This window comes from Rhodococcus sp. P3_B8 (assembly GCF_056402775.1).
The window spans coordinates 91,542-112,066 of sequence record NZ_JBFUGT010000004.1 but is presented as its reverse complement, the minus strand read 5'-3'; the positions used below and the strand labels follow the sequence as shown (position 1 = coordinate 112,066).

General features: G+C 65.3%; 19 protein-coding genes. 15 read left to right on the top strand and 4 right to left on the bottom strand.

Annotated elements, in window-relative coordinates:
• Positions 1–81: 81 nt before the first annotated feature.
• The 4 genes from AC1D1G_RS03740 (at position 82) to AC1D1G_RS03725 (ending at position 4,088) form a co-directional block, all read left to right on the top strand.
• Positions 82–1,269, top strand: a complete 1,188-nt coding sequence (locus AC1D1G_RS03740; RefSeq protein ID WP_317569101.1) for a CaiB/BaiF CoA transferase family protein — start codon at positions 82–84, stop codon at positions 1,267–1,269.
• An 81-nt stretch (positions 1,270–1,350) separates the two neighbouring features.
• The gene (locus AC1D1G_RS03735) at positions 1,351–2,160 is read left to right on the top strand and encodes an enoyl-CoA hydratase/isomerase family protein (protein ID WP_005250880.1); all 810 of its coding nucleotides are present in this window, start codon (positions 1,351–1,353) and stop codon (positions 2,158–2,160) included.
• A 5-nt stretch (positions 2,161–2,165) separates the two neighbouring features.
• On the top strand, positions 2,166–3,017 hold the full coding sequence (locus tag AC1D1G_RS03730; RefSeq protein ID WP_317569100.1) for an enoyl-CoA hydratase/isomerase family protein: 852 nt from the start codon (positions 2,166–2,168) through the stop codon (positions 3,015–3,017).
• 36 nt (positions 3,018–3,053) lie between these two features.
• Positions 3,054–4,088, top strand: coding sequence for a phosphotransferase family protein (locus AC1D1G_RS03725; RefSeq protein ID WP_477951239.1), 1,035 nt, complete (start codon positions 3,054–3,056; stop codon positions 4,086–4,088).
• Between the two features lie 67 nt (positions 4,089–4,155).
• On the opposite strand, the gene AC1D1G_RS03720 is transcribed toward AC1D1G_RS03725, so the two are convergent.
• The 4 genes from AC1D1G_RS03720 to AC1D1G_RS03705 form a co-directional block, all read right to left on the bottom strand.
• Positions 4,156–5,004: a PaaI family thioesterase gene (locus AC1D1G_RS03720; RefSeq protein WP_477951237.1), complete on the bottom strand. Its 849-nt coding sequence runs from the start codon at positions 5,002–5,004 to the stop codon at positions 4,156–4,158.
• Positions 5,005–5,064: 60 nt separating this feature from the next.
• A complete protein-coding gene (locus AC1D1G_RS03715) occupies positions 5,065–5,961 on the bottom strand; it encodes an SDR family oxidoreductase (RefSeq protein ID WP_477951235.1) in 897 nt (298 codons plus the stop codon).
• Positions 5,962–5,989: 28 nt separating this feature from the next.
• A complete protein-coding gene (locus tag AC1D1G_RS03710; protein ID WP_317569091.1) occupies positions 5,990–7,126 on the bottom strand; it encodes an acyl-CoA dehydrogenase family protein in 1,137 nt (378 codons plus the stop codon).
• Between the two features lie 86 nt (positions 7,127–7,212).
• Positions 7,213–8,019, bottom strand: coding sequence for an enoyl-CoA hydratase-related protein (locus tag AC1D1G_RS03705; RefSeq protein ID WP_317569090.1), 807 nt, complete (start codon positions 8,017–8,019; stop codon positions 7,213–7,215).
• A 348-nt stretch (positions 8,020–8,367) separates the two neighbouring features.
• Here AC1D1G_RS03705 and AC1D1G_RS03700 point away from each other — a divergent pair, with 348 nt between their 5' ends.
• The 11 genes from AC1D1G_RS03700 to AC1D1G_RS03650 all read left to right on the top strand — a co-directional run bounded on the left by AC1D1G_RS03700 (position 8,368) and on the right by AC1D1G_RS03650 (position 20,484).
• A complete protein-coding gene (locus AC1D1G_RS03700) occupies positions 8,368–9,612 on the top strand; it encodes a phosphotransferase family protein (RefSeq protein WP_477951233.1) in 1,245 nt (414 codons plus the stop codon).
• Positions 9,612–10,160: a hypothetical protein gene (locus tag AC1D1G_RS03695; RefSeq protein WP_477951231.1), complete on the top strand. Its 549-nt coding sequence runs from the start codon at positions 9,612–9,614 to the stop codon at positions 10,158–10,160. Before AC1D1G_RS03700 ends, AC1D1G_RS03695 begins: the two co-directional genes overlap by 1 nt.
• 36 nt (positions 10,161–10,196) lie before the next feature.
• Complete coding sequence (locus AC1D1G_RS03690) at positions 10,197–11,528, top strand: MFS transporter (RefSeq protein ID WP_477951229.1); 1,332 nt, start codon at positions 10,197–10,199, stop codon at positions 11,526–11,528.
• A 5-nt stretch (positions 11,529–11,533) separates the two neighbouring features.
• The gene (locus AC1D1G_RS03685) at positions 11,534–12,547 is read left to right on the top strand and encodes a DUF7064 domain-containing protein (RefSeq protein WP_477951227.1); all 1,014 of its coding nucleotides are present in this window, start codon (positions 11,534–11,536) and stop codon (positions 12,545–12,547) included.
• Positions 12,548–12,656: 109 nt separating this feature from the next.
• Positions 12,657–13,418, top strand: coding sequence for an IclR family transcriptional regulator (locus AC1D1G_RS03680; RefSeq protein ID WP_477951225.1), 762 nt, complete (start codon positions 12,657–12,659; stop codon positions 13,416–13,418).
• A gap of 160 nt (positions 13,419–13,578) precedes the next feature.
• Complete coding sequence (locus AC1D1G_RS03675) at positions 13,579–14,706, top strand: NAD(P)-dependent alcohol dehydrogenase (RefSeq protein ID WP_477951223.1); 1,128 nt, start codon at positions 13,579–13,581, stop codon at positions 14,704–14,706.
• Between the two features lie 30 nt (positions 14,707–14,736).
• On the top strand, positions 14,737–16,185 hold the full coding sequence (locus AC1D1G_RS03670) for an aldehyde dehydrogenase (protein WP_477951221.1): 1,449 nt from the start codon (positions 14,737–14,739) through the stop codon (positions 16,183–16,185).
• A gap of 57 nt (positions 16,186–16,242) precedes the next feature.
• The gene (locus tag AC1D1G_RS03665) at positions 16,243–17,262 is read left to right on the top strand and encodes a DUF7064 domain-containing protein (RefSeq protein WP_477951219.1); all 1,020 of its coding nucleotides are present in this window, start codon (positions 16,243–16,245) and stop codon (positions 17,260–17,262) included.
• Positions 17,263–17,327: 65 nt separating this feature from the next.
• The gene (locus AC1D1G_RS03660; RefSeq protein WP_477951217.1) at positions 17,328–18,494 is read left to right on the top strand and encodes a phosphotransferase family protein; all 1,167 of its coding nucleotides are present in this window, start codon (positions 17,328–17,330) and stop codon (positions 18,492–18,494) included.
• Position 18,495: 1 nt separating this feature from the next.
• Positions 18,496–19,017 carry a hypothetical protein gene (locus AC1D1G_RS03655; protein ID WP_054245972.1) on the top strand — a complete coding sequence of 174 codons (522 nt, stop codon included), beginning with the start codon at positions 18,496–18,498 and terminating at the stop codon, positions 19,015–19,017.
• A 138-nt stretch (positions 19,018–19,155) separates the two neighbouring features.
• A complete protein-coding gene (locus tag AC1D1G_RS03650) occupies positions 19,156–20,484 on the top strand; it encodes an MFS transporter (RefSeq protein WP_317569078.1) in 1,329 nt (442 codons plus the stop codon).
• Positions 20,485–20,525 lie beyond the last annotated feature (41 nt).

Sequence of the window (20,525 nt, the reverse complement as noted above, 5' to 3'; positions counted from 1 at the left end):
CGGTGGGGCACTGTCAGGGATTCCTCCACGTGGCGGTTCAAGATATTTTTATCGGACCAAAGACCGGCAGGAGGTGGGTAGATGATGCGGGACGACTCGAAACGCTCGTTCACCGGGCCGCTGTCGGGCATGAAGGTGATCGAAATCGGTTCGATCGGACCGGGTCCGTTCTGCGCCATGCTCCTTGCCGATCTCGGCGCGGACGTGATTCGCGTGGATCGCGCCACGGGTTCGGGGCTGGTGGGGCCGAACGCCGACTTCCGCACGGAACTGCTGCACCGCGGACGTCGCTCGCTCGCCGTCGACCTCAAGCATCCCGACGGCGCCGCCGTGGTGCTCTCGCTCGTCGCGGACGCCGACGTCCTGATCGAGGGCTTCCGCCCCGGGGTCGCCGAGCGGCTCGGCATCGGACCGGATGACTGCGCGCAACGCAACGCTCAGCTGATCTACGGCCGCATGACCGGTTTCGGTCAGGACGGCCCACTCGCTCAGCACGTCGGCCACGACATCAACTACGTGGCGCTGAGCGGTGCCCTGTCGCTGATCGGGCGCAACGGCCAACCGCCCACCCCGCCGCTCAGCCTCATCGGCGACTTCGGCGGCGGAGGAATGCTTCTCGCGATGGGCGTCCTGTCGGCGCTGTTCGAGAGGCAACGCTCGGGACGCGGACAGGTGGTCGACGCGTCGATGGTCGAGGGCGCCGCACTCCTCGCGACGCCGTTCTTCGGGTTTGCGCAGACCGGGGTGTGGGGCGAACGCGGCACGAACATCGTTGACAGCGGTGCGCCCTACTACGACGCCTACGAGACCGCGGACGGAAAGTGGCTGGCCGTCGGTGCGATGGAACCGCACTTCTACGCCGACCTGGTCGCGTTGCTGGAACTGCCCGACGACCTGCCGGACCAGAACGACCGCTCGCAATGGCCTCAGATGAAGAAGGTCTTCGCCGACGCCGTGCGCGGCCGCACACTCACGGAATGGCTCGAGGCGGGAGAGGGACTCACACCCTGCATATCGCCCGTCCTCGAGGTCGACGAGGCGCCGTCGCACCCGCACCACGTCGCCAGAAATGCATTTGTCGACGTCGACGGTCTCGTCCAACCGGCGCCGGCGCCCCGATTCAGCCGGACGGCGGCCACCGTGGACCGCCGTCCGCCGATGCCGGGGGAACACACCACCGAGATCCTGACCGACTGGGGAATCGACCCGGGCCGCAGCGCCGACTGGCTGCGCTCGGGGGCGGTGCGCGAGGCCGCAGCAGAGACCTGACCCGCCGGGCCGTTGACGTCCGGACCACCACGAAACGTGTGGCGACCACCTGGGGTCGCCGAACTGAGAAGGAGTGCACTCGTGACCGAGCCCACGACATGGGAGACGTTCACGCTCGAGCGGCCGGAACCCGGCATCGCCGTCGTGACGTTGAATCGTCCCGAACGGATGAACTCGATGACGAACACCATGTTCGTCGAACTGGAGAAGGTCGCGCTGCAACTGGACCACGAGCATGACCTGCGCGTCGTGATCCTGACCGGTGCCGGCAAGGCCTTCTGCGGTGGCTTCGACCTCGACGATGCCGACGAACTGTCGTCGATGACACCGATGGGCATGCTCGACCAGCAGGAACTGGCCGCACGGGCACTTTCGGCGATCCGCAGCATCCGGGTCCCGGTGATCGCGGCCGTCAACGGTGCGGCCGCCGGTGGCGGGCTGTCCCTGTCTCTCGCCGCCGATATCCGGATCGGATCGCCTGCCGCGCGGTTCAACGCGGCGTTCGTGCGGATCGGACTGTCGGCCGGCGACTTGGGGGCGTCGTGGCACCTGCCCCGGCTCATCGGTCCGGCGCGGGCCGCCGAGTTCGCCTACACCGGCCGCTTCATCGAAGCCGTCGAGGCGGAGTCCCTCGGACTGCTCAACGCGGTCGTGCCCGCCGAGTCGCTGCTCGACGAGGCGCTCGCGATGGCCCGCCTGATCAGCGCGAATTCACCTGCCGGAGTCCAGCTGTCCAAGCGTGCACTCCACGCGAACATGGAAGTGTCCTCCTACGCGGCGGCGCTCGAACTCGAGAACCGCGGTCAGGCGCTGCTCACTCGCGGCGACGACATGCCCGAGGCGCTGGCCGCGTTCAAAGAGAAGCGCAGCCCGAAGTTCACGGGAAGGTGAGCCAGATGACGCAGACCGAAGTGCGGGAGAATACGGCGGTGCTGAGCGATTACGAGCCGCCCCAGTTGGACACCCTCACCCTCGATGTGCTCGACGGCAAGATCGCCGTCCTCACGATCAATCGGCCCGACCGGATGAACTCGATGACCGTGAAGATGTTCGAAGAGTTCAACACCGTCGCGTACGCGTTGCGCGATACCGACGCGCGGGCCCTGATCATCCGAGGCGCGGGCGACCGGGTGTTCTGTGCCGGGTTCGATCTGGACGAGATTCACGTCATCACCGAAATGGGTGTGCGCGAGTTCCTGCGGTTCCAGGAGACCGCGACCGGTGGGTTGGCAGCGCTGTACCACCTGCCGTTCCCCGTGATCGCGGCGATTCACGGTGCTGCTGCGGGTGGCGGGATGGCACTCGCACTCGCCGCCGACATCCGCCTCGTGGCGCCGACCGCGAAGTTCAACGCGGCGTTCGTCAAAGTCGGCCTGTCCGTGGGGGAGCTGGGCACATCGTGGAAGCTCACCCGGCTCGTCGGACCGGGCCGCGCCGCGGAGATCGCGTACACCGCACGCTTCGTCGACGCGGAGGAAGCCGCCCGAATCGGGCTGGCGAACCGGGTGGTGCCGAGCGAGGACCTGTTCGACGAGGCCGTCGCGGTGGCCGAGGCGATCGCGTCGAACTCCCCGGGTGGCGTCCGGATGTCGAAGCGTGCTCTACAACGGAACCAGGAAGTGACGTCGTACGCGGCGGCGCTCGAGCTGGAGAACCGGGGACAGGCGCTGCTGACCCGGTGCGCCGACATGCCGGAGGCGCTCGCGGCGTTCAAGGAGAAGCGGGCGCCGCGCTTCACCGGGCAGTAGGAATTAACGAATGACGACACGGATGGAGGCGAGCGCATGACCTGGGAATGGACGCCCGACACGCTCGGTGCGCTGGAGACGTTCCTGCGCGAGCGCGGGATCACCGAGGGCCCGCTCACGACCGCCCGGATCGGCGACGGACATTCCAACCTGACGTTCCTCGTGTCAGACGGGGTCCGTCAGGTGATCGTCCGCCGACCGCCGCCTCCCCCGGTTCCGCCGGGCGCCCACGACATGCTGCGGGAGGCGCGCCTCGTCGGCGGCCTCGCGGGCAGTGGCGTGCCCGTGGCGGACGTCCTCGCCGTCGGCCAGACCGGCGACGTGCTCGACGTTCCGTTCTACGTGATGGACTACGTTGCCGGTCCGGTGGTCACCATCAAGACACCGCCGGCGCTCAGCGTGCCCGCGGATCGTCGCCGGATCGGTGAGGCACTCATCGACACCCTCGCAGCGCTGCACGCGGTGGACTGGCAGGCCGCCGGACTGGGTGATCTCGGCCGCCCGGACGGATTCAACGAACGTCACCTGCGCCGCATGGGCAGGTTGGTGGCAGCCGAGGACGGGACGCCGCCGCCGGAGTTCGCGGACATCGACGCATGGCTCGGCGCCCACGTGCCCGCCGAATCCGGTGCGGCGATCATTCACAACGACTACCGCATCGGAAACGTCATCCTCGCCCCCGACTCCCCGGGACGTATTGCCGCGGTGCTGGACTGGGAGCTCGCGACGATCGGCGACCCCCTGTTCGATCTTGGCTACTTCCTCACGTCGTATCCCGTCGCGGGGGAACAGCGCACGCCGACCGAGGACCTGGGTGTGGCCGTGCTCGAGGAGGGGTATCCCACCCGCGACGAACTGGCTCAGCGGTATGCGGCCGCCACCGGCGCCGACCTGTCGAACCTGAACTGGTACACGGCTCTGGCCCTGTGGAAACTGGCGGTACTGTACGAGTATGGACGTCGGCGGGCCGTCGCCGGAGTCGGCGACGAGTACTACCGCGACGGGGCACTCGTGCGCTCCTTCCTCGACGCCGCGCACCGGGCGGCAGGGTTGGCACCGTCGGTAGTGTGACGACGCGGGTGAGGCGGTCGGTACGCGAGTGGACCTCGACGTACCGACCGCCTCGTGCATGTCGAGATCACGTCCGATGGCACGTGACCGTCGCTGTGGTGCAGGTTTTTCCGGATCGATTGCGCGCGACGACCTGGACGACGGCGAAGCTGCGGCCACGGTAGATCACCCGGGGTGCGAAGGTGATCGGCTCGGTGCCGGGGCACGGCCGCACGAATGCCATTGCGATCGACGTCGTCTGGAATTCCGTGTGCGGTGCTACCGCGGAGTGGCCGGCGATCTCGGAAGCGCACAGGAGGATACCGCTGTGGATATTGCCGAGCGGATTGCAGAGCGCCTCCGCGGCTTCCAGTTCCAGCCCTGCGGCGGCGTTGTCCCGTCGGTGATGGGCGCCGAGTAGTTCGACGATCGACGTGGCGGTCGCCCGTGCGCGGACGTCGTCGGGCACGGATCCCGAAGGCGCCGCCGCGGCGATGAATCGCAGTCGGGCGCTCCCGAGGGCCACGATCTGTCCGCTCTCGTCGAGGATCCGACCGGTCGCTACGCCGCCGTCCCCGTTGACGGCGACGACAGTGCTGTCCGCCCGCAGGATCGAGCCGTCGAGGGCGGGGCTGCGGGTGAAGTCGAGGTGAAGTTCCGTCGTGACGGCCCATTGTCCGTCCTGACAACATGCGGTGATCGGGTAGCCGGTCACGTCGTCTATCAGGACGCCGAGTGCGCCGCGGCACGGCAGTCCGCGGTGGTCGGACAGCCACGGTCCGGTCGGCATGTGGGTTCTGCCATGGGCCGCGTCGCCCGTGACGGGAGCTACCCGGAACAGCGCTTCGACGCCGGTTTCGACGACGGCAGCGCGGTGGTGTTCTCGATGCTCATGTCTCTCCTGGACAGCTGGTGCGATGCGAAATGCGTGGCACATGGCGAAGGCCTGCCGGCCGGGACTGTGTCGTCACCGGCAGGCAGGCCTCGTATGTGGGGGTCAGACTCCGCGCTGCGCTTTTGCGGCTTCGCTGGCGGCCTTGCTCTTCTCCCGGGCGGTGGCCCAGTCCTCGTTGGTCATCGATGTCAGTCCGGCGAAAGTGCCGGGGCCGGCGAGCATCTGGCCGCCGTCCATGGCGATGGTCTGGCCGGTGAGGTAGTCGCAGGCGTCCGACAGCAGGAAGATGGTGAGGTTGGCGAGTTCTTCCATCGTGCCCATCCGGCCCATCGGTACCTGGTCGGCCTGGGTCGCGCCGACGGCACTCTTTTCGGTCGGGTTGAGCATCTCCCACGCGTAGTCGGTCGGGATCGGACCCGGGGCCAGCGCGTTGAGGCGGATGCCGTAGCGGGCCCATTCGACGGCGAGTGACATCGTCATCGAGTGCACGGCGGCTTTTGCCATCGCGGACGGGACGACGAACGCGGAGCCGCTCCAGACCCAGGTGGTGAGGGTGGACAGGACGACGCCCTTGGTGCCGCCGTCGATCCAGCGGCGGCCCGCGGCGTGGGTGGTGTTGAAGGATCCGTTCATCACGGTGGAGGTGACGGCCTCGAAGGCGCGTGGGCTGAGCGATTCGGTGGGGGCGATGAAGTTGGCTGCGGCGTTGTTGATCACGCCCGTGAGCGGGCCGTGCAGCGTCCAGATCTCGTCCATCGCCGACGACACCAGGTCGGCGTTGCGGACGTCGACGGTCTGCCAGTGGACCGAGCCGGGTCGGGAGACCGACGCTTCCGCCGCGGCTTCTTCGAGGACGGCGGGCCGCCGGCCCCACAGGTGGACTTCGGCGCCGTGGTCGACGAGGTGCCGGGCGACGCCGCGGCCGAGGCCGGTGCCGCCGCCGGTGATGAGCACGCGCTTGCCCGCGAGGGCGTCGGACGCGAAGGGAGAAGTGGTCATGCGGTGGTCCTATGGTCGGGAACTTGGGCTACAGGCCCAGGCTCTTACTGATGATCTCGCGCTGAATCTCGTTGGTGCCGCCGTAGATCGGCGGAGCCAGGGAGCGGCGAACCTGTTCCTCCATGCCGTATTCGCGGGTGTAGCCGTAGCCACCCATCATCTGCATCGCCTCGAGTGCGGTCTTCTTCGCGATCTCGGTACATTTCAGCTTAGCCATCGACCCCTCGCGGTTGAGGTTGTCTTCCTCGCCGGCATCGATCCGCTCGGCCACCTCGTACACGAACGACTTCGCGAAGGCGATCTCCGTGGCGAGATCCGCGATGCGGTGACGGATGGCCTGGAAACTGCTGATCTTGTGACCGAACTGCTCACGCTCGGTGACGAAGGCGATCACGTCGTCGAGCGATCGCTGTGCTCCGCCGAGTGCCATCGTCGCGATGATGAGGCGCTCGACACTGAGCCCCCGCATGAGGTGACGCCACGCCTGGTTCGGAGTACCGACGACAGCGCTCGCCGGAACCGCGACGTCGGTGAAGTACAGGTCGTTGCAGGTCCGGGCCTCCATGGTCTTGATCTCGTGGATCTCGAGGCCGGGTGTGTCGGTCGGCACCATGAACAGGGTCAGGCCCTGGTGTTTGCTACCGGTCGTGTCGGTCCGGGCGAGGAGGAGGATGTGCTCGGCGATATGGGCCGCGGAGATCCAGGTCTTCTGCCCGTTGATGACGTAGTGGTCGTCGACCAGTTCCGCTTTGATCCGGACACCACCGAGGTCGGAACCCGCACCGGGCTCGCTGAGGGCGATCGCCTCGAGCTTGCCGGACGCCATGTTGCCGACGATCGTGCGCTTCTGTTCCTCGGTGCCGTAGCGCAAGTACGTCTGGGCGGCGGTGAGACCGGTGGAGTAGGCGGTGATGGGGGCGAGGCCGCGTGCAGACTCCTCGAGGAAGATGCACTCCTCGACCATTCCGGCGCCGCCACCTCCRTACTCCTCCGGCAGCGACACGGCGAGCCAGCCGAGGCCGGCGAACTTGTCGAGAATGACGGGGCTGTTCGCCAGTGTGCCGCCCTCGGTCAGCAGGTCGCGTTGCTGGAGGGTCTTGCATTCGGCGGCGCAGAACTCGCGGACGGCGACCGCGAACTCTTGTTGCTCTCTAGTGAAACGCATAGCGGCGGCTGCTCTCTCGCGTGAGGGGGTTCGGGTCGACGCGGCCGGCGGGAGGCGGGGCGCGTACGCCCCGCCTCCCGGATCTGTCAGGCCCCGCGAAACTTGGAGAAGTCGGGCTTGCGCTTCTCGTTGAACGCGCTGATACCCTCGATCGCCTCGGCGGACTCACCGAACAGCTTGAGCGTCGAGTAGGCCATGTTGCCCTGCGCGATGAAGTGCTCGGTGTCGGCATTGAGGGACTGCTTGAGTACCTTCAGCGACGTCGGCGACAGCTGCAGGATTTCGTCCGCCCAGGCCCGGACCTCCGCCCGCAACTGGTCACCGGGCACCACCTTGTTGACCAGGCCCCAGTCGAGGGCCTGCTCGGCGCTGTAGCGGCGGCACAGGAACCAGATCTCCCGTGCGCGCTTCTCGCCGATTGCCCGCGCCAGGTAGCCGGTGCCGAGTCCGGCGTCGAACGACCCGACGCGCGGGCCGTTCTGCCCGAAGATTGCGTGCTCGGCGGCGATGGACAGATCGCACAGCAGGTGCAGCACGTGACCGCCACCGACCGCGACACCGTTGACCGCGGCGATCACGGGCTTGGGGACGTCCCGGAGGACGCGGTGGAGTGCCTCGACCTCGAACAGTCCGCTGTCGGACGGGCCGTAGTCACCGGTCTCCATCCGCTGCTTCTGGTCGCCACCCGAGCAGAACGCCTTCTCGCCGGCGCCGGTGAGAGCGATCGCGCCGACCTCGGAGCTGCCCCACGCCTTCTTGAACGACTTCACCAACTCGTCGACAGTCCGCGCACGGAACGCGTTGTACCGGTCGGGCCGGTTGATCGTGATCCAGGCGAGTCCGTTCTCGACCTCGTACGTCACATCCGTGAAGTCACTCGTGAAGTCACTCATCGACCTGTTGGTCCTTTCGTGTTGCCCGCGGGACGTGAGCCCCGCGAAGTTCTTTTGGTCTTACCTTATGACGAAGGTAGCGCTGATAACGAGCGTTTTCAAGAGCGACGGTGAATAATGCAGTGACCTGCAGTGATATCGGAGCAAGGTCTGCAATATCCGTCCGATTTCTGGTTGTCGCGTCCCCATCCTCTGCACAGCAGAACCTTCTGTACGTGTGCGCCCGGTCACATTAGTGTTCGGGTCGTCGAGATGACGACCACCCGACTCGCAAGCCCAAACTCCCGGAGAGCCGTGCTGTAGCGCTCCGGTCACGGCGTGTCCCGCCATGAGCGTGATGAGGAAATCATGAGTGCAACCATCCAACGGGATCGGCAGATACCCGGACTGATCGCAGACTCCGATCGAGACGAGCCCACGCCCGACGTCATAGAGGGGATTCGCGCGCGGTTCCCCACCGAAACCGAATACGATCGGATGTTGACCCGCAAGATGGAGCGGCGGGCGGGGGAGGGTTATCGCAGCCTCGATCTCGACCTTCTCACCGCGGCGCTCGAGAACATGCTGAGGGAAGTACTGCCGTCTTCGCGGTTCGAGGTCCGAAACGCGCGGTGGCTGACAGGTGGGGCGTCGAAAATTCAGATGGGTTTCACGCTGCGCTACGACGACTCCGTAGCCGGTGAGGTGACCGAGGATCTGGTCTTGCGCATGGAGCCGCCCGAGTCACTGAACGCCACCAGCCGGATGCGGGAATTCGAGGTGATCAACGCCCTCGCCGGAACGGTTCCCGTTCCGACGGTCCGGTGGGTCGACGAGGACGCCAGGTGGTTCCCGGAGCCGGCGCTCGTCTATACGTGGGTGCACGGATCCGCGAAGCCCAGCCGCGCCCAGAGCCGGATCGCCGGCATCGGGATCAACTTCGGTCCCGAACTCCGAGAAGTCTTGGCACCGCAGTTCGTCGATCTTCTGGCACGCATTCACACATTCGACGTGACGGCGGCAAAGCTGGATCACTACGAGAAGCCCGCCGTTGCCACTACCGAGAGCGCACTGTGGCAATTGAATCGGGCGAGGCGGGTATGGGAGGAGGACCGCGGCGAAGACTTTCCGCTGCTCGATGTGGCGGCGGGTTGGCTGGAGGACAACCTGCCTGTTCTCGACCGTGTCAGTCTCGTCCACGGCGACTACCGCGGCGGAAACTTCCTGTTCGACGAGAACACCGGATCCGTCACGGCCATTCTCGACTGGGAGCGCAGTTTCCTCGGCGACCGCCACCGCGACCTGGCGTGGGCGACGCTGTACCCGTTCGGCCATCCGTCCGAGGACGGTTCCGAATTCCTCGCGACCGGACTGCTGCCGACCGCCGTTTTCTTCGAGATGTACGAGCAGGCATCCGGCCTGACCGTCGATCCGGACAAACTGACGTTCTACCGGATTCTGAACGAATACCAGTCCGTCGTCACCGCGCTGGGCTCGGCCTACCGCGTCTCGAAGCTGGGGAAGACCCACCAGGACGTTCTACTGACAGGACTCGAGGCGACCGGATACCTGATGGCCCATCAACTCGGCCAGGATCTCGAGGAGGTTTTGTGATGGCGAACAAGTCCGCGAACACGTTCGACGCTGCCGCCCGCTCCCTCCGCATGACGGTGACACCGGCGCTGGGCGAATCGAACTCGCTGGCCGCAGAGCAGGTGAGGGTCATCGCCGGCGTCCTCGACTTCTATCGCGACCGCGCACACCACGAGTATCCGCGGAAGCAGTACGAGTTCCGAACATATCTCGCTCTCGCAGAACGGCTCAGCGGCTACGAGAAGGTCGATCGCACTGCCCGATCACTGCTCGCGGACGCACTCGAGAATGCGCGCCGCACCGATCGGCTCGCCGTTCCCGAGTACGGACAACTCGACCGGGCCACGGACGAGTTGACGCGTGCGATTGCCGGGATCATCCGATCGGCGCGAACCACTGACCCGGCCACGGGCGCCGAGGTCAGCCGCATCGTGCTCGAACACTCACGACCACTCGTCGAGTTGCAGCGGTCGTGGTTCCTCCCTCAGGGTGTCGATCCGGACCCGCATAAGGTCCCGCCGCTCCGCTCTCTGCTCGGCGACACCGCCGCCACGCCTCTCGCGCACTAGCCAACGCAGCGTCTGCCTCATGGATCAGGAGAAAACATGTCATCCGAGGTGATCACCACCGCCCCCGACAGTACGGTCTCGACAGCCGTGCGTCGGCGCGCGATCTCCGCCGCTAGTTTCGGAACCTTTGTCGAGTACTACGATTTCGTCATCTACGGCTACGTGGCGACCTACATCGCGCAAGCCTTTTTCCCCACCGGGAACTCGTTCGTCAGCCTGCTGTTGACCTTCGGTGCCTTTGCCGCCAGCTTCGTGGCACGCCCCCTCGGTGCGGTGATCTTCGCGCCGCTGGGGGACAAGTACGGCAGGCGGACTGTCCTCTCCGTCGTCATCATTCTCATGACCCTCGCCACGGCGGGCATCGGGCTGCTGCCCACGTAMTACCAGATCGGTGTCGCCGCACCGATTCTCCTGATGACGCTTCGACTCGTGCAGGGAATCTCCGCGGGCGGCGAATACGGTGGAGCGACATCACTCATCGCCGAGTTCGCGCCGCCTTCGCGGCGCGGGTTCTTCGTCGGATTCATCTCGCTGACCGTCGGCGGGGCGATGTTGTTCGGATCGGGAACGGCGATGGTGCTGACCAGGACGCTGTCAGCCGAGTCGATGGCGGCGTGGGGGTGGCGGCTGCCCTTGCTGCTGTCACTGCCGCTGGGGCTGATCGGTCTGTACATCCGCTTCCGGCTCGAGGAGACCCCGGCATTCACCGCTCTTTCCCGGGAGGGGCGCGTGCAGAAGTCGCCGCTGCTCACGACGCTGAGACGGGACTACCGCTCGGTTCTCATCGGCATCGGTATCGCGGCGACCAACTCGTGCATGATGGCCCTGTACTTCATCTACATGCCGTCCGCGCTGAAGGAGTTCACGGATTTCTCCGCCGCCGACGCCCAGTTGATCACGTTCGTCGGACTGGTGGCGTATTGCGTTGCAGTGCTCCCCTTTGCGCGGATGTCCGATCGAGTGGGACGGATACCGCAACTCCTCGTCTCGTCGGCCACGTTGATCGTGCTGATCTATCCGTCCCTCGTGATGCTCTCGAGCGGTGTACTCGCGCTCGCGGTCGCCGCGATGGTGGTCGTGACCCCCGTGGTGGCCGCGAACATCGCCGCAGTGACACCCCTGCTGACCGAGATGTTCGGGACCGACACCCGGTACACGGGCCTGTCTCTCGGCTGGCAGATGTCGACGACCCTCTTCGCCGGTCCCACCCCCATCATCCTTGCCGCCCTCGCCGGGCTCGGTGGAGCGACTGTCCCGGCCTTCTACGCGATGGCCGTCGTCGCACTCACCGTGATCGCCGGCATCTTCGCGGCGCGCGGCTGCACGATCCCGAGCCCTCTAGACCAACCACTCAGAACTGAGGAATGAGAACAATGGCATTTGGCGCCGAACACTTCGAGTACCAGAATCCCCCTGCGGCCGACCATCTGTGGGTCGAGACGATCCTGTTTCCGATCGTCATTCCGGAGGCGAATCTCTACACCCTGATCTACACGAATGTGCGCCCCAGTCTCGGGGTGATGTGGAACCAGGTCATGGTCTGCGGTTCGCTCACCGACACCCGCGCGGAACTGTTGCACTACAACGAGAATCCGCATCTCCCTGCGCCGGCATCCTTCACGCGGATCGATTCGCCGATCGGACTGTCGATCGATGCGGTGGACGCACCGCGCAAGTTCCGCATMGACTACGTCGCCGACGACGGCACCGAGATCCACGTCGACTGGGTGAATCTCATGGACCCGTTCGACATTCACGATCCGAAGCACAGCCCGCAGGCCGGCGCGGCCTCGGACATCCACGCCGACCTGGAGGTCGGTGCGCACAAGTCCGTCGGGCACGGCGATGCCACCGGGCGTGCGACCGGGACGATGATCGTTCGCGGCCGCGAGTACATCGTGGATTCCATCGAGCGGATGGATCGGAGTTGGGGACCGCGTGACCCCATGAAGGCCGGAAAGCCGAACCACATCGTGTCGGCGACCTTCGGTGAAGACCTCGCCTTCCACATGATCTGTCCCTGGAATCCCGAGGCGGCAAACCCGAACGCTTTCCAGCTCTCGCACGGATACGTGTTGGACGACGGCGAGGTCTACGGCCTCACCGACGAACTGGAGATGACCAGCACGCACCTCGGAATGGTGTGTACCGGCATCGACATGACGGTCACCGATGTGCGCGGGAAGAAGTTCCGACTCCAGGCCACGCCCCACATCGGGGCGCCCTGGATCGCGGCGCCGACCGCGATGGTGCACAACGCCCTGATGCGCTGGACCTGCGCGGGCCGGGAGGGCTACGGGGTCGTCATGAGTACTCGGCACCTGTCCGAGTTGAATCGGAAGTTCGGGCGATTCCAGGCCGAGACACGCGGACTTGTCTGCGTCTGAGCGACCCGCCGGAACCTCGGGTGCGGCGTGCTGGAGACCCTTTTCGGATGCTGCGAAGTCGGACTATCATCCCGGTATGAGGACGAGGCCGATCAGTAAGCCGACTTACATGATCGAGTCCGTGCACAATGCGCTTCTGCTGCTGAACGCAGTCCGCGACCACGGCAGCCTCCGGTTGAAGGACGCCGCCGAAGAGATTGGCGTGGCCGAATCGACTGCCCACCGACTGCTGGCCATGTTGGTCTACCACGGCTTCGTCGTCCAGGACGAATCACGGCGGTACCTACCAGGGCCGTCGATGGGAGTCGGGCCCACCGGTTCGTCCTGGACCCGGACATTCCGCGACGCCTGCCTCGACTCGATGCACGAACTGTCCTCTCTGACAGGGGAGACCGTGAATCTGGTCGTGCGGACCGGGGTCGAGTCGCGAGTGATCGGAGCCGTCGAGTCGGAGCGGCTGCTCCGGGTCGGTAATCGTCAGGGTCACGTCCCGCCTGCACGAACGTCGGCCGGCGGCCGGGTGCTGCTCGCGCAACTCGACGACACTGCACTCGCCGATCTCTATCGGTCCGACCATGCGCTCTCGGCCGCCCGGCTGTCGCCGGCGGAGTTCGCTCAGCTGCAGAGGGAACTGCGAGCGGTGGCCGAGAAGGGTTACGCGACAGCGGTCGACACGGTCGAGGTCGGCTTGTCCTCCGTCGCGGTCTGCCTGCGTAACGGCGAGGGTGTGGCTCTCGGCGCTCTGGTCGTGGCGATGCCCACAACCCGACTGCAGGCCGGCCTGGAATCGGGAGTCGTCACCCAGATGCGCAGGGCAGCAGACAAAATCGAGTCTTGTGTTCGTGATCTCAGGCCGTCCGACGCTGTGTAAGTCGTGTCGCGAACCTCGCTCCCGACAGGCCTTTATCCGAAAAGTATTTCGCGCCAACGATGTACTGATTCACCCGGGATTTCCACATTTCTCTTTTTGGTCCGATAGTTCTATAGTATGATCGGCATCACAGGGCGATAGTCCCGAAATCAGGAGCGAGATGACCATCATCGCAGCGCTCGCACGCGAGCCGCATTCGAAATTTCAGTTCCAGCAAGTATCCCTCGCGGAGCTTCGACCGGACGAGATCATCGTCGAAATTCGCGGTGTCGGAATATGCCACACCGACATTGCGGCACGCGACGGCATCTACGGACTTCCGTATCCGATCGTGCTCGGGCACGAGGGCAGCGGAATCGTGACTGCTGTCGGCGCCGAGGTGGCGACCGTGGCGCCCGGCGACCACGTCGTACTGTCGTTCAAGAGTTGCGGACGGTGCACTTCCTGCAAGTCCGACAACCCCGCCTACTGTCGCGACTTTGCCGTCGAGAACTACATCGGGACGCGTCCCGACGGGTCCCGGGTGCTCGAGTCGGAGGCCGGACCGGTATACAGCCACTTCTTCGGTCAGTCCTCCTTCGCGACACACGCCGTGGTCAATCCGCGGAACGTCGTCGCCGTCGATCCCGACCTGGACCTGGCGCAACTGGGTCCGCTCGGATGCGGGCTTCAGACGGGGGCGGGCGCGGTCATGCGGTCGATGCGATGCCACGCCGGGTCGAGCCTGGTGGTCCTCGGCGCCGGACCTGTCGGCCTCGCAGCGGTCATGGCGGCGTGTATTCAGGGCTGTTCGTCGATCATGGTCGTGGAACCGCACGAGGCACGGCGGGCGATGGCGACCGAGATGGGGGCGACRCACACCATCGACCCCACCGTCGACGGTGACCTGGCCGAACGGATCCGTGGCATCGTTCCCGACGGCGCCGACTACGTGTTCGACACCACCGGCCGCGTCGACGTCATAAACGGCGCCATCGCGTCAGTCGGCTGCAACGCCGTCCTCGGTCTCGTCGGTGTCCCTTCGGATTTCTCCGTCGACCTTCCGCTGAACATCGTCAGCACGATGCAAACGGGGCTGACGGTGAAGGGGATCGTCGAAGGGGACAGTGATCCGTCCGAGTTCATCCCAGAACTGATCGGGCACTATCGGGCCGGCCGATTCCCGTTCGACAAGATGATCACGAGATTTCCCTTGTCGGGCATCAACGAGGCAATCGCCGCGCAACACCGTGGTGACGTCATCAAGGCCGTTCTCGTCCCGGACGTGGACCTGCGGCTCTTCGTGTAGCCGCCCATTCGTGAAGGGAAAACGAAGACAGTGACAGAAATTCACTACGACACGTTGTACATCGACGGTGCCTGGGCGCAGCCACAGGGCGACGACCTGATCGCAGTGCGGTCACCGCTGTCCGAACAGCACATCGGGTCGGTGCCTCGGGGCACGGAAGCGGACATCGACGCCGCTGTCTCCGCCGCCCGGAGGGCCTTCGACGACCCCGAGGGGTGGAGTACCTGGTCGCCGGAGCGGCGCGGCGAAGTCCTGGACGCCTTCGCGACCGAACTCGAGAAACGCGGCGACGAGACCGCGCGCCGGGTGACAATCCAGAACGGTATGCCCACCACTGTCGCCCACGGCATCGAGGCGGTTTTCCCGGCGATTCTGGTGCGCTACTACGCGGACCTGATGAGAGGCGGCGTCGCCGACGAGGTACGCCCCGGCATGACGGGAGGGAGCACCCGCGTCGTCCACGACCCCACCGGCGTGGTCGCGGCCATCGTGCCGTGGAACGTTCCCCAGGGGATCACATTCCTCAAGCTCGCGCCCGCTCTCGCCGCCGGGTGCACGGTCGTTCTCAAGCCGGCCGAGGAAACGGTGTTCGACGCGTTCTCGGTGGCCGAGGCCGCGATCGCTGCCGGTCTTCCTCCCGGTGTACTGAACATCGTGCCGGCCGGACGTGAGGTGGGTGCCTACCTGGTCGCACATCCGGGCGTCGACAAGGTGTCGTTCACCGGTTCGACCGCGGCCGGACGATCGATCGCCGAGACCTGTGGACGGCTCCTGCGTCAGGTGACTCTCGAACTCGGCGGCAAGTCCGCCGCCATCGTGCTGGACGATGCAGACCTGTCCGAGCACTCCGAGGCCTTCTTCTCGGCGACACTCCTCAACAACGGCCAGATCTGCTGGCTCAATACCCGCATCCTGGTGCCCGAGTCGAACTACACCGCAGTGGTCGACAGCGTGACCGACATGGTCAAGTCACTGAAGATCGGGAACCCTCTCGACGCGAGCACCCACATCGGGCCGCTGGTATCCGCGAGACAACGGGACAGAGTCGAGGGGTACATCGCGAAGGGCCGGGCCGACGGCTTCGAGGTAACCGCCGGTGGCGGACGGCCGAGTGATCTGGACACGGGCTGGTTCGTCGAACCGACTGTGTTCGTCGGCGTTGACAACTCCGCGACCATCGCTCAGGAGGAGATCTTCGGACCGATCCTGACGGTGATCCCGTACCGCGACGAGGACGACGCCATCGCGATCGCGAACGACTCCGTGTACGGACTCGGTGGGTCCGTGTGGACCTCCGACCCCGCACGCGGTGAGGAGATTGCGTGCCGAATACGCACCGGAACGGTGGGTATCAACGCTTACTCGAACGATCCCTGGGCGCCGTTCGGCGGGGTCAAGGCGAGTGGCCTCGGCCGCGAACTCGGTCCCGAAGGTCTCCGCAGTTTCCAGAACGTCAAGTCGATCTACCGGGGTGCGTGAGCGCCCTCGGCTCCGAATGTCCTGACACCGAGAACTTTCAATCACGAGGCAGGAAATATGATCAAGCCCGAAGATGCCGACTTCCATCCCAACGACCCCGCGCAGAAGAGGTGGGCCGAGACGATCGGATTCTGGTTCGCAATCCCGGAGGAGAGGATCTACGGGAACATCTACGTTCTGGCAAGACCGAACGTAGGCGCGACGATCTCGTCGATCAATGTGGTCCAAGGCCACAATTCCGATCCGTTCAGCGTCGACTTCACCGATCCGCACATGCACGTGCCGTGCCCGGACTCGATGGTGAAATTCTCCTTGGAGAACGGACTGTCCGTCGAGGTCGACGCACCGCCGACCGGTTACCACTTCGAGTACGAGAGCCTGGCGGGTGTGTGCTCGATGGACATGCGGATCGAAGGCTCGATGCCGGCATGGGACCCGAACGACCCATCCGAGAATCCTCTGCTGTCGGTGGATCCCGAGCATTCCGATCTCGGGCTCGGTGATGCGTGGGCAGGTGGGCATCTCGACTTCCTCGGTCGCGTCTCCGGCACCCTCGAACTGCGCGGAAAGAAGTACACCATCGACTCGATGGGCGGCATGGACCGCAGCTGGGGCACCCGAACCGAACTCGGCCAGGCCGCGATCTCGTACGTGCACATCCCCTTCGACGAGAACTTCGGCATCCACCTCGTGATGGCGCTGAATCATGACGACGACGAGGTGAGCTACGGCCCGTTGCGGTTCGGATACGTCTACGAGGCCGGCAAGGTGCACGGGATCACCAGCGCGGAGATGGAGGGGAGCCAGGTGGACCTGCTTCCGACATCCAATCGCATCCGGGTGACCGACGAACGTGGTCGGACCTACGAGGTGTACGGATCGGCGGTGGCCAGCGCGCCGTGGTACACCTTCAGCCCGTCCTATGTGACCTTCCAGGCTCTGATGCGGTACGAGCTCGACGGCAGAGTCGGTTACGGCCTGATGGCCGACACCTGGGGGATCGAGTACCTGGCTGAGCGGACCTCTCGGCACGGTAGAGCAGCACGACGACTTGCTGCCGGAACGAGGGGTCGGTGAGCGCGATGGCGACGACAGTCGAGACCGTGGGTTCGGAAAGAGGAAGTGACCACCCGACGGAAGCGATGATCGACGTTGGGAAGCAGGAATTCCCGACGGATCCAGCCAGTCAGATCGCACTCGACATGAAGTTCCGTCGACGGAGTGGTCCGCCCTGGTCTCGGTCGACCCCGGAGGAGTTGACGAGCGCGCTGACGAGTTTCCTGGAGAAGCGAGTTGCGAGCGACTTCACGGTCACGGAAACCCGGTGGCTCACAGGCGGTGCGTCGAAAATCCAGATGGCGTTCACGTTGAACTGGTCCGATCCCGGCCGCGGTGCGGTCGCGGACCGCATGCTGCTCCGGATGGATCCGCCCGAGACGCTGAATGCGACGTTCAAACAGACCGAAGCGGAACTCATCTCCGCGGCGAGCGGGGTGTTGCCGGTACCGGCGGTCCGTTGGCTCGATGCGTACGGTGACGAGTTCCCCGAGCCGGCGCTGGTGTGCGACTTCGTCGACGGTGTCACGAAGCCGCAGACCACACGGACCGGGCAGGTATCCGGCCTCGGAACGAATTTCGGTCCCGAACTACGGGCCAAGCTTGCACCGCAATTCGTGAAACACCTCGCCGCTCTCCATTCCCTGGACGTATCCGACGTCGTGTCGGACGCGCTGGTCCGTCCCGACGCCGGCACCAGTCAGAGTGCGCTGTGGAGGCTGAACTTCGAGCGGCAGATCTGGGAGCAGGATCGCGGCGAGGACGTTCCGTTGATGGATGTCGCCGCCGGGTGGCTCGAACGGAATCTCCCGGTGACGGAGCGTGTCAGTGTCGTCCACGGCGACTTCCGCAGCGGCAATTTCCTTTTCGACGAGAAGTCGGCGACCATCACGGCCTGGCTCGACTGGGAACTCGGGTACCTGGGCGACCGGCACGCGGATCTCGCGTACTGCACCCAGCCTCTCTACGGTCACTATGCCGAGGACGGGAAGACGTTCCTGGCGAGTGGGATGTTGCCGAGGGAAGCCCTGTTCGAGGAGTACGAGAAGGCATCCGGCCTGGCGGTCGATCCCGCTCGCATCACGTGGTATTCGGTCTTCTGCAGCTACTACGCGATCGTGAAAACTCTGGCGACCTCGTACCGCGTGGCACGACTCGGCCGCTCGCACCAGGATGTACTGCTCGCCCGGCTCGAGGGTGTTGTCCCCGTCCTGACCCGCGAGCTGGGACAACTCCTCGAGAAGGTGGTCTGACATGGATTACACGACCAACACGGCGATCGCGTCGGTCAAAGCGTTGACCGAGGTGATCACCCCGGTCGTCGATGCCGGCGGTGATGCCCAGGCGATCGAACAGGTCCGGCTCGTCACCGACTTCGTCCGTTTCATCCAGGACCGTGTGGACTGGATCGGGGATCGGACACGTCGTCAGCTGCGCGAACAGGTTGCACTCGGACGGGAAATCCGGACTGACACCTCCTCGCTGCCGTCATCGGAGGCGTTCGAGAGCGCACTCGATGCCGCAGCGCGGGTGTCGGAGGACGCCGCAGTGACGGGGGAGCAGCAGCGGCAGGTGACCGAGGAACTGGCGTCGGCCATCAGTCGGGCGGTCCGGGAGAGCGATGTCCTGGACGATGCGGCGCGGAGCCGGATCGAGCGGGCAGTCGTCGCTGCGAGTCTTCGCCGAGCCGACGTCGACCGGGCATGGCTGTTGCCTCTCGGGTTCGATCCCGAGCCGAGCTCGGTGCGCAGCCTTCGGGTGGTATTCGCACCCTAGACGCGGCGCCTTTCCGTCAAGCCTCAGCGAGCAGAATCGAGACGAAGATTGTCACACAACGACGAGTTGACAGGCGGGAAGGCCGATACCGCCGATATGGTCTATTCGAGGCTGTCCGAGATAGTGGATGGTATCGGCATGAAGTCCGTTCACTACAAGATCCTCGGGCTCATCGCGCTGGGCGGACTGTTCAATATCATCGAGCAATACAACATCGGATTCGCCGCGCCGGGAATCATGGCCGAATGGGGCATCTCCAACGCCCAGGTCGGGTTTCTCTCGACGGCGACCTTCCTGGCAATGGCACTTTCCTCGCTCGTGTGTGGTCGGGTCGCCGACCGCTACGGCAGGAAGATGATCTTCACGGCGAACATTCTCATCTATTCCATGGGCGCACTGTTCTGTGCGCTGGCACCGACCTACGAATGGCTTCTGATCGCGCGTGTCGTCGTCGGGATCGGACTCGGCGGTGAGATGGCTCTCGGATACACCGTGGTCGCGGAGTTGATGCCGACGAGACGCCGCGGTGCAGCAACTGGCGCGATGAGTCTGACGCACGGCGGTGTGGGGATCTTCGCCGCTGCGGGCCTCGGAGCCGTCATCCTGGGGCCGCTCGCAGGTGTTGTCGGCGCCGAGGCCGGTGCGTGGCGAATTCTGCTGGGAGTGATGGTATTTCCTGCGCTTCTCGCTGTGTTCGTCCGGATGTACGTTCCGGAATCTCCGCGCTACTTGATCCGCGCCGGTAAGTACACGCAGCTGAATCGGACCTTGACGCTCATCTCCCAGGATCGACTTCGGCCGGGCAAGTCGGTTGAGGTCCTCGAGTACTTCGATTCAGCAGAAGGGGAGGGAGTGTCCGAGGAGAAGTCGTCGGCGGCGCAGCTGTTCCACGCGTCGATGCGGCGACGAACCTTCGTGTCGTGGGCGCTGGTGATCAGTCTTTTCGGTGCAGTCACTGTCTCGACGATCTTCATGCCGACGATACTCACATCGCTGGGCTTCGACGCCGGCACCAGTGCAGGACTGTCGACCCTGATCAACCTCGGAGGTCTACTCGGAGGTGTGCTCGGTGTTGTCGGGGCGCATCGGCTACCGCGGCGCAACGTTGGATTCGCCTGCACTGCGGTGAACATCGGTTTGGCGCTGGCGATTGCGTGGACAGATTGGGCGTGGGCGGCGTTGGTGTGTGCGTTCTTCCTCGCGTTCTCGCTGCAGATGTTGTCGGGAACGTTCTGGACATATCTGCCGGAGTTGTATCCCACGAGGATCCGGGCTCTCGGATCCGGGACGGCGATCACGGTCGGACTCGTCGTGGGCTCCGCGCTTGGACCGGTTGTCAGCGGATACGTGTACGACGGAGTTGGCAAAGCCGGAACGTTCGGCCTGATCGCGGCCCTGTGTGTCATGTTCGGTGTCGGGTCGGCAATCGGTCCCGAGACGCACAACCGGCGACTCGTCGAACGATGAGGCCGCCGTCCGGTGGCGCGGTGGCCGGAGGACTCGTCTCG